This window comes from Ornithinimicrobium sp., assembly GCF_035267225.1.
Taxonomy (GTDB): Bacteria; Actinomycetota; Actinomycetes; order Actinomycetales; family Dermatophilaceae; genus Ornithinicoccus.
Window position 1 is genome coordinate 1 of the sequence record NZ_DATFMA010000074.1, and the last position, 13920, is coordinate 13920.

General features: G+C 71.6%; 12 protein-coding genes. 8 read left to right on the top strand and 4 right to left on the bottom strand.

All coding sequences use genetic code 11. The features are described 5' to 3' along the window. Positions 1-10 precede the first annotated feature (10 nt). Positions 11-1093 carry an anthranilate phosphoribosyltransferase gene (trpD, locus tag VJ976_RS06850; RefSeq protein ID WP_414693586.1) on the top strand — a complete coding sequence of 361 codons (1083 nt, stop codon included), beginning with the start codon at positions 11-13 and terminating at the stop codon, positions 1091-1093. Here the strand turns inward: trpD and VJ976_RS06855 are convergent. Further along, positions 1074-2786: a DEDD exonuclease domain-containing protein gene (locus tag VJ976_RS06855; RefSeq protein WP_324099375.1), complete on the bottom strand. Its 1713-nt coding sequence runs from the start codon at positions 2784-2786 to the stop codon at positions 1074-1076. The genes trpD and VJ976_RS06855 overlap by 20 nt on opposite strands. A gap of 166 nt (positions 2787-2952) precedes the next feature. Between VJ976_RS06855 and VJ976_RS06860 the strand changes: the two genes are divergently transcribed. Together VJ976_RS06860 and VJ976_RS06865 are read left to right on the top strand one after the other, a co-directional pair. Beyond that, on the top strand, positions 2953-3219 hold the full coding sequence (locus VJ976_RS06860; RefSeq protein WP_324099376.1) for a hypothetical protein: 267 nt from the start codon (positions 2953-2955) through the stop codon (positions 3217-3219). 148 nt (positions 3220-3367) lie between these two features. Beyond that, positions 3368-4162, top strand: a complete 795-nt coding sequence (locus VJ976_RS06865; protein WP_324099377.1) for a hypothetical protein — start codon at positions 3368-3370, stop codon at positions 4160-4162. Here VJ976_RS06865 and VJ976_RS06870 read toward each other — a convergent pair. After that, positions 4147-5985 carry a long-chain fatty acid--CoA ligase gene (locus VJ976_RS06870; RefSeq protein ID WP_324099378.1) on the bottom strand — a complete coding sequence of 613 codons (1839 nt, stop codon included), beginning with the start codon at positions 5983-5985 and terminating at the stop codon, positions 4147-4149. The genes VJ976_RS06865 and VJ976_RS06870 overlap by 16 nt on opposite strands. A 104-nt stretch (positions 5986-6089) precedes the next feature. On the opposite strand from VJ976_RS06870, the gene VJ976_RS06875 reads away from it, so the two are divergent. Beyond that, positions 6090-7055 carry an ROK family glucokinase gene (locus VJ976_RS06875; RefSeq protein ID WP_324099379.1) on the top strand — a complete coding sequence of 322 codons (966 nt, stop codon included), beginning with the start codon at positions 6090-6092 and terminating at the stop codon, positions 7053-7055. Next, a complete protein-coding gene (locus VJ976_RS06880; RefSeq protein WP_324099380.1) occupies positions 7045-8028 on the top strand; it encodes an ROK family protein in 984 nt (327 codons plus the stop codon). The genes VJ976_RS06875 and VJ976_RS06880 overlap by 11 nt, the downstream gene beginning before the upstream one ends. Before the next feature lie 7 nt (positions 8029-8035). On the opposite strand, the gene VJ976_RS06885 is transcribed toward VJ976_RS06880, so the two are convergent. Continuing rightward, positions 8036-8386, bottom strand: a complete 351-nt coding sequence (locus tag VJ976_RS06885) for a hypothetical protein (RefSeq protein WP_324099382.1) — start codon at positions 8384-8386, stop codon at positions 8036-8038. A 126-nt stretch (positions 8387-8512) separates the two neighbouring features. Between VJ976_RS06885 and VJ976_RS06890 the strand changes: the two genes are divergently transcribed. The 3 genes from VJ976_RS06890 to VJ976_RS06900 are packed head-to-tail and all read left to right on the top strand — an operon-like array spanning position 8513 to position 11924. Next, entirely contained in the window at positions 8513-9475 is a 963-nt protein-coding gene (locus VJ976_RS06890) for a lysophospholipid acyltransferase family protein (RefSeq protein ID WP_324099383.1), read from the top strand. Further along, a complete protein-coding gene (locus VJ976_RS06895; RefSeq protein WP_414693584.1) occupies positions 9472-10872 on the top strand; it encodes a class II 3-deoxy-7-phosphoheptulonate synthase in 1401 nt (466 codons plus the stop codon). The genes VJ976_RS06890 and VJ976_RS06895 overlap by 4 nt, the downstream gene beginning before the upstream one ends. Beyond that, positions 10869-11924 (top strand): threonine aldolase family protein, encoded by a 1056-nt coding sequence (locus VJ976_RS06900; protein ID WP_324099385.1) that lies wholly within the window; start codon positions 10869-10871, stop codon positions 11922-11924. Before VJ976_RS06895 ends, VJ976_RS06900 begins: the two co-directional genes overlap by 4 nt. A 38-nt stretch (positions 11925-11962) precedes the next feature. Here the strand turns inward: VJ976_RS06900 and pknB are convergent, their stop codons facing one another. Further along, on the bottom strand, positions 11963-13912 hold the full coding sequence (gene pknB / locus VJ976_RS06905; RefSeq protein WP_324099386.1) for a Stk1 family PASTA domain-containing Ser/Thr kinase: 1950 nt from the start codon (positions 13910-13912) through the stop codon (positions 11963-11965). Between the last annotated feature and the right edge of the window lie 8 nt (positions 13913-13920).

Here is a 13920-nt window from a genome sequence, read left to right on the forward strand (position 1 = left end):
TCGCCCCACGGTGACCGGCTCGAGTCAGGCCCCCGCACCAACCTGGGCCCAGGTCACCGAACGGCTGATCCGCGGGGAGGACCTGCCCGAGGAGTACATCCGGGAGGTCATGGACCGGGCCATGGAGGGCTTGGCCACGCAAGCAGCCCTGGCCGGCTTCCTGGTGGCACTCAGGGCCAAGGGGGAGAGCATCACCGAGCTGCGGGTGATGTCGGAGCGGATGCTGGCGCACGCCGAGCCGTTCGCGGCCCCCGAGCTGGCCGACCAGGCTCTGGACATCGTCGGAACGGGAGGGGATGGCTTCGCTACGGTGAACGTCTCCACCATGGCCTCGGTGGTGGCCGCGGGAGCAGGTAGCACGGTGATCAAGCACGGCAACCGCGCCGCCTCGTCGCCGGCCGGTTCGGCGGACGTGCTCGAGCGCCTGGGTGTCGCCGTCGACCTGACCGCCGAGCAGGTGGCCGAGGTGGCGCGCCGTTGCGGCATCACCTTCTGCTTCGCCCGCACCTTCCACCCGGCGATGCGCCACGTGGCGCCCGTGCGCGGGGCCATGGGCATCGTCACGGCGTTCAACTTCCTCGGGCCCCTGACCAACCCGGCACAACCGGGGTTCTCGGCGGTGGGCGTGGGGTCGGCGAGGATGGCTCCCATCATGGCGGGGGTCTTCGCCGAAAGGGGTCGTCGCGCGGTGGTCTTCCGCGGCGACGACGGGTTGGACGAGGTCACGCCGGCGACGACCACCTCGGCCTGGTGGGTCACGCCCTCGGGGGTGGCCCCGGTCAGGCTGGACCCTCGCCGGGTCGGTTTCGACTACCGTCCCGTCGACGAGCTGCGCGGCGCGGACCCGATGGCCAACGCCGACGTGGCACGGTCGGTCTGCGGCGGCCAGCCCGGGCCGGTCCGCGACGCAGTCGTCCTCAATGCAGGACTGGCTCTCGCCCTGCAGACCGAGGACACCGAGCGGCCGGTGGACGCGGAGGAGCTGCACGCGCGGTGGGCCGACGGCATCGCACGCGCTCGAACGTCCATCGACGAAGGGCGGGCGCAGGCCACGCTCGAGAAGTGGGTCGAGGCTACCCAGACGTGGTCGTGAGCTCTTCCCGGGACACCGGTGGGGCGCCCAAGAGCGGGCTGTCCGTTCGGGAGGCTGCGCCCCCTACAGGACAGGTCCACTGACCCTCGACGTCCACCAAACGGGTGCCAGGTGTCTCCAGCCAGTCCAGGATCAGCTCGCTCTCCTGCGGCAGTGCAGCACCACCGACCGCTCCCGGGTCGGGGACCGCCTCGGCGCTGCGCCGCAGCGCCTCGATCTGCGGCATCGGGTCACGGCCGGGGGTGGTCCGGCAGACGCCGGCGAGCCGGCCGTAGCGCACACAGACCACCTCCCAGCCGCCCTCGGGGTGGCGACGAGCGGCCACGATCTCGGGGCTGGCGCAGACCGGTCGCAGCCGCTGGGTGCGGGCGGCCCCCGTCATCAGCGCGGCCGCCCGGTCCCGTGTGGTCGCGGCCTCCTCGTAGCGTTGCGCCGCGGCGAGGCCCTCCATCCGAGCTCGCAGTCGCAGCACCACCTGTTCGCCGTTGCCCACGAGTGCCGAGCGTGCCTGGTCGGCGACGGCGGCGTACTCGGTGATGCTCTGCCGACCCGCGCACGGGGCACCACAGCGCCCCAGCTGCTCCAGGATGCAGGGCACGGAGTCACCGCGCTTGCTGAGCCGCGACGTGCACTGGCGGATCGGCACCACCTCGTGGACGGCCGCGATGGCCAGCTGTGCCTCGTCGCGGCGCGCGAAGGGCCCCACATAGTCCGCGCCGTCGCTGCGCGCGGCTCGCACGATGGACAGACGGGGGAAGGCCTCCCGCGTCAGCTTGACCCACACGGCCCGCTCGGGATGCCGTGAGCGCTTGTTGTAGGCAGGCTTGTGCTCTGCGATCAGCCGCAGCTCGCGCACCTGGGCCTCCAGCCGCGTCTGGCAGACCACGGGGGTGATCGACTCCGCCAGGCGCACCATGTCGCGCATGCGCCGCCGGGTCTCAGAGGCGGTGAAGTAGCTTCTCGTGCGACGGCGGATGTTCACCGAGGTCCCGACGTACAGAGCCCGACCTGCGTGGTCCTTGAACACGTAGACACCGGGAGCCTCGGGCATGGTGTCGGCCAGGAAGCGCTTGCGCCGGGTAGCGCTGGGGACGCGGCTGGAGTAGCTCACCAGCTCCTCGATGGTGCGGACCCCCTGGTTGCCGATGCGTGCGATCAGCGCGTGCAGCACGTCCACGGTGGCGCGGGCGTCGTGCAGCGCGCGATGGTCGGGAGCGGTGTGGGCGCCGAACAGGCGCGCCAGGGTAGCCAGCCGATGGTTGGGCGCTTCGCCGCCGCCCACCAGCTGTCGGGCCAGGGCTACGGTGTCGATCACGACGAACGCGGGCCACGGGTACCCCGACCGGCCGGCGGCGACCTTGAGGAACGAGACGTCGAAGGCGGCGTTGTGGGCCACCAGGACACTGCCGCGCGCGAACTCGAGGAAGGCAGGCAGCGCGGTCTCGATGGGCGGTGCCGAGGCGACCATGCTCGAGGAGATGCCGGTCAGCACCGTGATGAAACCGGGGATGGGGACGGTGGGCCGCACCAGGGACTGGAACTCGGCGAGGACCGCCCCACCGCGCACCTTGACGGCGCCGATCTCGGTGATCTGGCACTCCGAGGCCGATCCTCCCGTGGTCTCGAGATCCACGACCACGAAGGTGACGTCGTCCAACGAGGTACCCAGGTCGTCGAAGGTGGGCTGAAGCATGCCTTCACGCTAGGAACGACCCCCGACAGAAGTGGTGCCCGCGCAGGTGTGTCGGTGCCTGCTCCTACCGTGGCACACGTCACCAGCACGACGACGCGACCGCCCACGCGGCGGGAACGCCGGTGGACCGGTGACGACACGCTGAACTTCGACGGAGGTGAGCCCGATGACGATCATCGACTGCCACACGTGTCCGGTGCGCGGGCAGCACTGCGCCAGCTGCTTCGTGCCGGTGGTGGCCGCGCCATGGCTGCAGGCCGAGGGCGTTCAGGTGCGTGAACGCCCGGCCGAGGGGCCGACGCGGCCGCTCACCGATGCCGAGTGGGACGCGGTCGACGTCTTCGTCGCCGCCGGGATGGTCAACCCGCTCGACGTGGTGGACCTGGTCGCGACGGCTGAGGTGGCACCAGGGCCTTGGGGTCAGGTGGGTTGAGCGCGACGTCGGCTGCTACCAGCAACCATCCGACCCGCTCGTATGCTCGTCGCGTGTTCACTCCGGCCGAATGTGCCAGGGTCTCGGGGCCCCAGCACAGTGCTGCCCAGCGGCGGCGGCCGTGACCGTGGTGACGCGCCGCAGCGTCGTGAGCTGGACGTTAGCGGCCACGGCCGGCGGGGCCACCCTGGGGGTGACCGGCTGCTCCGACCGGCGGACGGTGGTGGTGACCGGCCAGGTGGACCCCTCCCGGGCCGCGGCATACCGCGCGGTGGCCGTGCGCGGTGTGGAGCGGACCCGCCAGCTGTGGGGACGCGACCGTGTCTCGCTCCCCGTGCGGTTGCATCTGCCGCGCTCGGTGTCGCAGTGGGCAGAGGCGACCGGAAACCCGGCTTCGGCGTCCGGCTACGCCGGCAGCACGGTGCGCCGACCAGGCCGCGAGCCGGTGGTGGTGCTTCACCCGAGCGCCTGGCAGGCCCTCACCCCGGAGGGGCGGGCGGGGGTGGTCACGCACGAGATCGCTCATCTGGCCATGGGACCCGACCGGGCCGCGCCGTGGTGGCTGACCGAGGGCCTCGCCGAGTACACAGCTCACCGCGGCGCCGATGACCGCCCGGGGCGCATTGCCGGGTCCGCGTTGCCCCGCCTGCGGGCCGACCCGCCCGACGGTTGGCCCCGGGCACCGGCCGACGCCTCCCACTCACCCTGGCCGAGGTATGCCGCCGCATGGCTGGCCTGTGTGTTCCTCGCCGACGAGGTCGGGGAGCGCGCCCTCCTGCAGGCGTACGCGGCGACCCGGGCCGGCAGCTCGTGGGAACGGGCCTGCCGGTCCACACTCGACCGACCCGCCTCCCGGCTGCACCGGCACTGGCTGCGCTGGCTCGAGGATCTCGATGAGCCGACCACCGAGGCAGCGGCCACGGAGCGTCAGGACGGCGTGTAGAGGGTCTCCACGTCGTCGGCCATGTCGGCCAGCACCCGGCCGCGGCGGAGCTTGATCGAGGGCGTCAGGTAGCCGTTCTCCTCGGTGAAGTCACCGGCCAGGATGTGGAACTTGCGGATCGACTCGGCGCGGCTCACGGCCTGGTTGGCGTGGTCGACGGCGCTCTGAACCTCGGCGCGGACGGCTTCGTGGGTTCGCGCCTGCTCCACCGTGATGCCCTCGAGGTCGTGGTTGGCGGCCCAGATCGGCAGCATCTCCTCATCCAGGGTGATGAGCGCGGCGATGAACGGCCGCCCATCGCCGACCACGATGCACTGGGAGACGAGCGGGTTGGCCCGCAGACGATCCTCCAGGACCGCCGGCGAGACGTTCTTCCCGGCCGCCGTGACCAGGATCTCCTTCTTCCGCCCGGTCACCTTGAGGAAGCCGTCGTCGTCCAGCTCACCCAGGTCACCGGTGTGAAACCACCCGTCCCGCATGACCTCCTCGTACGCCTCCGGGTTGTTGTGGTAACCGCCGAAGACGTTGTTGCCCTTGATGAGGATCTCCGAGTCCTCGGCGATCTTCACCGCCACGCCGGGCAGAGGGCGGCCTACGGTGCCGATCTTGATCAGGTCCGGGGTGTTGACGTTGCTCGGTGCGGTCGTCTCCGTGAGCCCGTACCCCTCGAGCACCACGAGGCCGACGCCGCGGTAGAAGTGACCGAGGCGGTCCCCGAGGGCCGCGCCGCCGGAGACGGCGTACTTGCACCGTCCCCCGAGGGCCTGTCGCAGCTTGGAGTAGACGAGCCGGTCGGCCAGGGCGTGCTGCGCGTTGAGCAGCGGGTGTGCGCCCCCGGTGTCCTGCGCGACGCTCCACCGATGCGCCACCGAGGCCGCCCAGCGGAAGATCCTCCCTTTGCCGCCGGCCTCGGCCTTCTGCTCGGAGGAGTTGTAGATCTTCTCGAAGACGCGAGGCACCGACAGCAGGTACGTCGGTTGGAAGGTGGCCAGGTCGTCCAGGACCGTCTTGGGGTCGCAGGTGTGTCCCATGGCGGAACCGGCCTGGAGGGCGAGCACCTCGATGAACCGGGCGAAGACGTGAGCCAGCGGTAGGAAGACCAGTGTGCTGGCGCCCGGTTCGGCGACGACGTCCTTCAGTCGTTCCACCGTGTTCTCGGTAAGGGCCATGAAGTTGTCGTGGCTCAGCTCGCAGCCCTTGGGCTGCCCGGTGGTGCCGGAGGTGTAGATGATGGTGGCCAGGTCGGCCCGGTTGGTGCCGGCGCGACGCCGGTCCACCTCCTCGTCGTCGACCTCCGCACCGGCGCTGGTCAGCTCGTCGACCGCGCCGGTGTCGATCTGCCACACGTCATGCAGGTCGGGCAGATCCTCACGCACGTTCGCCACGGTGGCGGCGTGCTCACCGCTCTCCACGAGGATCGCCACTGCCTGGGAGTCCGAGCAGATCCACTTCACCTGCTCGGCGGAGGACGTCTCGTAGACCGGGACCGGGACGGCGCCGGCCGTCCACAGGGCGAAGTCGGCGAGCGTCCATTCGTACCGAGTCCGGCTCATGATGGCCACGCGCGACCCGGTCTCGATCCCGGCGGCGATGAAGCCCTTGGCCAGCGCGCGCACCTGGTCCCAGAACTCCTGGGCGCTCACGTCCCGCCAGAGCTCACCTTCCTTGATCCGGATCAGCACCTTGCCCGGCTCCCGCTGTGCCCAATGAGCGGCCACGTCCGAGAGGTTGCCGTCGGTGGCACGGGGGATCAACGGGGGGACGGCGATGTCCTGCACGATCAGGCCTCCTGCGGCTGACTCGGCGTGTTCACGATGCGTCATGCTAGCGCGAGGTCGTGCCGGTCCCGTGTAGAAGGCGGTACGGCCGCGTTCACGGGTAGGGTTTCCTCGTTCGCCAAGGCAGGCGGACGAGGAAGGCGAGTGTCGTGACACTGAACATCGGCGTGGATGTCGGAGGGACCAAGATCGCCGCGGCCGCGGTCGACGAGGAGGGAGTCGTCGCCGGACGGGCCCTGCGCGAGACGCCTGCGCAGGACGTTGATGCGATCGCGGACGCCATCGCCGACATTGCGGACGAGCTACGCGACCGGGCCGAGGACAACGGGGAGGAGATCGCCGGTGTCGGTCTCGCCTGCGCTGGCTTCGTCGACGCCGAGGGCGCGAACGTCGTCTTCGCTCCCAACCTCGCCTGGCGCGACGAGCCGTTGGCAGCCCGGATCAAGGAACGCACCGACATACCGGTGGTCCTGGAGAACGACGCCAACGCCGCGGCCTGGGGCGAGTTCCGGTTCGGCGCGGCCCGCGACGCCGACCACATGATCATGGTGACCCTGGGCACAGGGGTGGGAGGGGGGATCATCGACCGCCACCAGCTGCTGCGGGGGTCACAGGGTATGGCCGCCGAGATCGGTCACCTGCGTGTGGTTCCGGACGGTCATCTGTGCGGGTGCGGCAACCGCGGCTGCTGGGAGCAGTACGCCAGCGGCTCTGCGCTCGTCCGCGACGCCCGCGAGGTCGTCCGGGTGGACACCAGCTACGCGAAGACGCTGCGAGAGCGCTGCGGGGGCGACCCGGACGAGCTGGACGGTGTCATGGTCACCGAGACGGCGTTCGACGGCGACGCGGCGGCGGTCGAGCTGCTCGAGGACATCGGCCGGTGGACCGGCATGGGTATCGCCTCTCTCGTGGCGGTGCTCGACCCGGAGGTGATCGTCGTCGGCGGCGGCGTGGCCGCCGCGGGGGACCTGGTCCTGGGGCCGGCACGTCAGGCCTTCGCGCGGAACCTCACGGCCCGCAGCCACCGGCCGACCCCGCCCCTGGTGCTCGCCGAGCTGGGCAACGACGCCGGGATGATCGGCGCGGCCGACCTCGCCTCGGTACGTGCCGGATAGCGAGGACCTCACGCTTCGCCCGTCCGACGACGCCGTCGGGGTGGATATCGGGGGGACGAAGATCGCCGCCGGTCGGGTCGACGGCCAAGGTGTCGTGCACGAGCAAGTGCAGCGACCCACGCCCCCTCGGACAGCCCCGCCCCGCGACGTCGAGGACGCCATCGTCGCCGCGGTCGGTGAGCTGCGCGTCGACTCCCGCGCCCCGGTCGGCGTCGGTGCGGCAGGCTTCGTGAACGCCGCCGGCCGGGTGGTGCGTTTCGCTCCGCACGTCAGCTGGCGCGAGGAGCCCCTGGCCGACCGGCTGGAGGCGCGTCTGGGCAGGCCGGTGCACCTGGAGAACGACGCCAACGCGGCAGCGTGGGCCGAGTACCGCTTCGGTGCCGCGCAGGATGAGCCACGCGTGCTCATGGTCACCGTGGGCACTGGCATCGGGGGCGGGCTGGTCTACCAGGGGCGCCTGGAGCGGGGAGCCCAGGGTATGGCCGGCGAGTTCGGGCACATGGTCGCCGTCCCCTCCGGTCGACCGTGCGAGTGCGGCAACCACGGCTGCTGGGAGCAGTACGCCAGCGGGGCGGCCGTGCGCTGGGAGGCTCGCGCGCGGCTGCAGAGGAGATCCGGGCCGGTGAGCGCCTGGGTGCGAGCGGGGATGGGTGACCCCGCGGCGGTGACGGGGGAGCGCGTGAGTCTGCTGGCTCAGACCGGCGACCCGCTGGCCGGAGAGGTCTTCGCTGCGGTCGGGACATGGCTCGGGCGCGGAGTAGCCGACCTGGTGGCGGCGCTGGACCCCGGCGTCGTCGTGGTCGGCGGCGGGGTCGCCCAGGCGGGCGAGCTTCTCCTGGAGCCGGCCAGGGCTGCGCTGGGGAGCACCCTCAGTGGTCGGGGCTACCGGGAGTGCCCGGCGCTCGTGGCGGGAGCCGTGGGCCCCGGAGCCGGTCTGGTGGGTGCCGCCGACCTCGCCCGGTGGGCCGGGTAGCGCGCACCTAGACCCGGGCCCCGGAGCCGTCGTCCTCCCCGCGACGCCGAGGTGAGCGCAGGACCAACAGGACGAAGCCGGCCACGCTCGACGCCGTCCCGAGCAGGGCCCAGGGGACGGCGGGTAGCAGCGAGAGCCCGGCGCTGAGCAACAGCAACAGCGGCCCCGCGGTCAGTCCGAGCAGGATGGACCAGAAATGCAGGTCCCCCGCCGGCAGAGGCTCGGTGGGGCCGGGAACGAAGTGCTCCTCGGCCTCGTCCGCAGGTTCGCCCGTCCGCCAGGAGGAGACCATCTGCTCGAAACGCCGGTCGATCTCGTCTCGGTCTCGTTCGGGGCCCGTGCCGCCCGGCTCACTCATCAGGCTCACTCATCGGACTCAGCATGAGCGTGGCGGTGATCGGTGCCCATGACACGATCCTGCCACGGCGCCTCTGCGCCTGCCGGCGTGCACTAGGCTGCGCCAGCAGCAGGCGAGGAGGCCGACATGGTGTACTGGGTACTCAAGACCATCGTGCTGGGCCCGATCCTGCGGGTCCTGTTCCGGCCCTGGGTCCAGGGCGAGCACCACATCCCCGCTCGGGGCGGGGCCATTCTGGCGAGCAACCACCTCTCGTTCTCCGACTCCATCTTCCTGCCGCTGATGGTCGCGCGCCGGATCACCTTCCCGGCCAAGAAGGAGTACTTCACGGGGACGGGTGTGAAGGGGTGGGCCATCCGGACCTTCTTCACCGCCACCGGCCAGATCCCGATCGACCGGGCCGGCGGGCAGGCCAGCATGACCGCGATGCTCCAGGGGCTGAAGGTCCTGCGCCGTGGTGAGCTCTTCGGCATCTACCCGGAGGGGACCCGGTCCCCGGACGGGCGGCTGTACCGCGGCAAGACCGGCATGGCTCGCCTGGCGGTCGAGGCTGGTGTCCCGATCATTCCGGTGGCCATGGTCGACACCGACAAGGCACAGCCGACGGGCCAGAAGATCCCGAACCTGCACCAGGTGGGGGTGCGCATCGGCGCCCCGCTGGACTTCTCCCGCTACGCGGGTCAGGAGGAGGACCGGTCGGTGCTGCGCAGCATCACCGACGAGGTGATGGGGTCGCTGGCGCGGCTGTCCGGGCAGGAGTACGTGGACGAGTACGCCTCCGTGGTCAAGCAGCGGATCAGCGCGGAGAACCGGGCGCGCAAGAGCGCCGCCACCCGAGCGGCGGTCGAGGAGACCAAGGCCAGGGTCGGGGACGCAAGGGCCAGTGTCGGGCGGGCCGGTGACCAGATGCGCGGGCGTACGGTCGACGCCGCCGCCGGCTTCTCGGAGCGGATGCGCCGCAACGGGGGCGAGGCGACGCAGGAGCCCGACGCAGCGGAGCAGGCGGGTCAGCATGAGGAGCGCGAGCGCGGTGAGGCAGCGAGCGGGTCGGAGACCAGGGGTCACGGCGGGAGACCTGACGGGGCATGACCTCAGCACCCCCGCGACCCTTCTACGATGGGTCGGTGCCCTCCGATGTCACCGCTGTCCCCGTGGGTCACGTGCTCGACTGGCCGGACAAGCGCGCCCGCCAGCAGCCGACGTGGTCCGACCCTGCCGCCCTGGCCGAGGTGTTGACGACCCTGTCGAACTATCCGCCGCTGGTCTTCGCCGGTGAGTGCGACATGTTGCGCGACCGGCTGGCTCTGGCGGCCGCGGGGGAGGCCTTCGTGCTGCAGGGCGGCGACTGTGCCGAGACGCTGTCGGGGGTGACCGGGCCCAACATCCGGGACCGCATCAAGACGATTCTGCAGATGGCCGTGGTGCTGACCTACGGGGCCGGGATGCCGATCGTCAAGATCGGCCGGATCGCGGGGCAGTTCGCCAAGCCGCGCTCCGCGGACGAGGAGACCCGCGACGGCGTCACGCTGCCGGCCTACCGGGGCGACATGGTCAACGGGTTCGAGTTCACCGAGGCGGCCCGTCGCCACGACCCCGACCGGCTGCTGCGGGCCTACCACGCCAGCTCGGCCACGCTGAACCTGGTCCGTGCCTTCACCGAGGGCGGCTTCGCCGACCTGCGCAGCGTGCACATGTGGAACAAGGGCTTCCTCTCCGGCCCGGCGCAGGCCAAGTACGAGGCGATGGCGTCCGAGATCGACCGCGCCGTGCGCTTCCTCGAGGCCTCCGGCGTGGCCGACGCCGAGCAGATGCGGCGAGTGGAGCTGTACTCCAGCCATGAGGCCCTGGTGCTGGACTACGAGCGGGCGATGGTGCGGCGCGACTCGCGTACCGGCCGGCCCTACACCACCTCCGGGCACTTCGTCTGGGTGGGCGAGCGCACCCGCGACCTGGACGAGGCCCACATCGACTTCGTCTCCCGCGTGCACAACCCCATCGGGGTGAAGGTGGGACCCACCGCCACCCGCGATGACCTGCTGCGCCTGATCGACACCTTGGACCCGCACCGCACCCCGGGGCGTCTGACCTTCATCACCCGGATGGGCTCCGGGCGCATCGAGGATCTGCTGCCCCCCTTGCTGGAGTCGGTGCGGTCCGAGGCCGAGGGGGTCACCTGGGTGTGCGACCCCATGCATGGCAACACCTACACCTCCCCCGGTGGGTACAAGACCCGTCACTTCGAGGACGTGGTCGGCGAGGTGCGCGGCTTCTTCGGCGCGCACCGGCAGGTCGGCACCTGGCCCGGCGGCATCCACGTGGAGCTCACGGGCAACGACGTGACCGAGTGCGTCGGCGGGTCGCACCCGGTCGACGTGGAGGATCTCGGGCTGCGCTACGAGACCCTCTGCGACCCGCGGATGAACCATCAGCAGTCCCTGGAGCTGGCCTTCCAGGTCGCCGAGATGCTGGAGCAGGGCGCTCGTTGAACATCCTGGCCGACCTACGGTCGGACACTCTGACCACGCCGACTCCGGCGATGCGTGAGGCGATGGCCGCGGCCGAGGTCGGGGACGACGTCTACGGCGAGGACCCCACCGTCGCGCGGCTGGAGGAGCACGTGGCGCACCTGCTCGGCAAGGAGGCGGCCCTGTTCACCCCGACCGGCACCATGGCCGGTCAGCTGGGGGTGCGCGAGCACGTCGCCCCGGGCTCGGAGCTGATCGCCGACTCGCAGTCGCACGTGCTGCGGGCCGAGATGGGAGCGGCCGCCGCGCTCTCGGGCGTCACCACGCGCAGCTGGTCGGCCCACCGGGGTCGCCTGGAGACCTCCGCCGTGGCCTCGCTGATCGCGCCGGCCACCAGCCCTTACCTCGTGGCCACGCGGTGTGTCGTCGTGGAGAACACGCACAACTTCGGTGGCGGCACCATCCAGTCCCTGGAAACCATGCGCGAGGTCGCCGACCTGGCCCACCGTCACGGCGCCGCCGTACACCTGGACGGTGCTCGTCTGTGGAACGCCCACGTCGCCACGGGGGTGCCGCTCGCGGACTACGCGGCATGCGCCCAGACCGTCGCGGTCTGCCTGAGCAAGGGCCTGGGCGCACCGGTCGGCTCGCTGCTGGCGGGGTCAGCGGACGCCATCGCGACGGCCCGGGTGTGGCGCAAGCGCTGGGGCGCCGGGATGCGTCAGGTCGGGGTGCTGGCCGCCGCGGGGTTGTACGCGCTCCGGCACCAGCTGGCGGATCTGGGCCGTGACCACGAGCTCGCCCATCAGGCGGCCCAGAGGGTCGCCGGTTCGGCACCGGAGATGGTGGATCCCAGCGAGGTCCACACCAACATCGTCGTGCTGCGTGTGGGCGCCACGGGGTGGGCGAGTGCGGACTACGTGGCGGCTGCCGCTCGCCGGGGTGTGCTCGGCTTTGCCACCGACGGTGCCCACGCGAGGTTCGTCTGGCACCGCGACATCACACCGCACGCCAGCGAACAGGCGGCCGGGGTGCTGGCCGAGCTGGCAGCGGCTCCCCCTGGCGGCGGCTGACCAGGAGGGCTCAGCGGGCCGACCTCAGGTGGCCGGGCTCAGATGACCGTGAGCACCACCTCGCTGCCCTCGGGCACCTTCTCACCGCCCTCGACGCTCTGCTGCCGGACGGTACCGATGAGCTCGAGGGCGTTGTCCTGCTTACGCACCTGCAGGCCCAGGTCCTTCAGCAGACGTTCGGCCTCGTCGAACGGCATGCCGATCACGCGCGGAACCACCACCTGGGCCGGCCCGTCGGACAGGGTGAGCCGGACCGTCTCCCCGGGCAGAGCCTGACCGGAGGAGGGCTCCTGGCCGACCACCGACCCCTCCTCGATGTCAGGGTCGTTCACTCCACGTGCGTCCGTCTCGACCTCGAAACCGGCATCGACGAGCTCCTGGACGGCTTCGTCCTCGGTCGAGCCGGTCACATCCGGAATGTCGACCGGCTCCGGACCAGCACTGACCACGAGGTCGACCGTGGTGTCCGGGGCAACCTCCTCGTCACCAGGTGCGGGGGAGGAGCTGACGACCTGCCCCTGGTCCACGTCGCCGTCGTAGGCCTCACTGACCTGACCGACCGCCAGCGAAGTCGCCTCCAGCTCCTCGGTGGCCTCGGCCACCGTCATCCCGACCAGCTCGGGCACGGCGTAGCGCTCCGGCCCCCGCGAGACGTCGAGCTCCACAGTGGTGCCGTGGCGCACCGACGCGCCGGCCTCCTCGGACGCGGCGACGACGTCCGTCTCGTCCGCGGTCTCGGAGTAGACCCTGCTCACCTCGGCGCGCAGGTTGGCATCCTCGACGGCGCGCACCGCACGCTCTTCGGGCATGCCGACCACGTCGGGCATGGCCGAGTAGGTACCCGGCCCGGTGGTGAAGTACCACGCCGCGGCGGCGCCGCCCGAGCCGAGCAGAAGCAGGACGAGCACCACCGCGGACGCCACGCGGCGTCTGAGCCGGGAGCGCGCTGCGCGCTCGCTCGAGGTGGGGGCCGCCGAGCGCCGACGCCCGCCACCGTTGGTCCGGGCGTAGGTAGCCTCGCTCCCACCGCCGGCCGCACTGACGACCGCGGTGGCGTGGTGTACGGGGCGGGTGGCCTCCTCCTGGGGCTGGCCCTGCGAGCCCAGCGGTGACGAGCGTGTGCCACCGATGTCCAGCTCGGCTTCGGACAGCTCGGCCACGGTGGCGGTCAGTCTCTCCCGGAGCAGCCCGGCATCCTGGGGACGTTCCGCCGGGTCCGTGGCGGTAGCGCCGGCGATCAGGGCGTCGATCCCGAGGGGAGTCTCGGGCACCAGGTCGGCTACAGGGGGGACGTTCTCGTGGACGTGCCGGAACGCGACGTGGATGGCCGAGGCCCCGTCGAACGCCTTGCGCCCGGTCAGCAGCTCGTAGAGCAGCAGGCCCACGGCGTAGACGTCGGTCCGGGCGTCGGCCGCGCCGCGCTGCACCTGCTCCGGTGACAGGTATGCCGTGGTGCCCCACATCACGTCACTGGTGCGGCTGGACGTCCCGGCCGTGACCGCTCTGGCCAGCCCGAAGTCGGCCACCTTGACGTTCCCGTCGGCGTCGGTCAGCACGTTCTCGGGCTTGATGTCCCGGTGGACGAACCCGGCGCGGTGGGCCGCGCTCAGAGCGGCGAGGATCTGGTCGGTGATGGCCACGGCGCGCCGCAGGGTCAGTGGGGCGTCATGGTGGATGATCTCGCGCAGGTTGTGCCCGGTGACCAGCTCCATGGCCAGGTACACCAGCCCGTCGTCCTCGCCCTGGTCGTAGACCGAGACGACGTGCGGGTGGGACAGCTTGGCGGCGCTGCGCGCCTCGCGCTGGAAGCGCGCCACGAACTCGGTGTCACGGGCCAGGTCGGGCCGCATGACCTTCAGCGCGATCGGCCGGTCCAGCCGCAGGTCGTGGCCGCGGTAGACCGAGGCCATGCCGCCCTCGGCGAGGTGCGCATCCACCCGGTAGCGTCCGTCGAGGACCTGGTCGACCAGGGGCGGGGCGGTGCTCACCGCTCGAT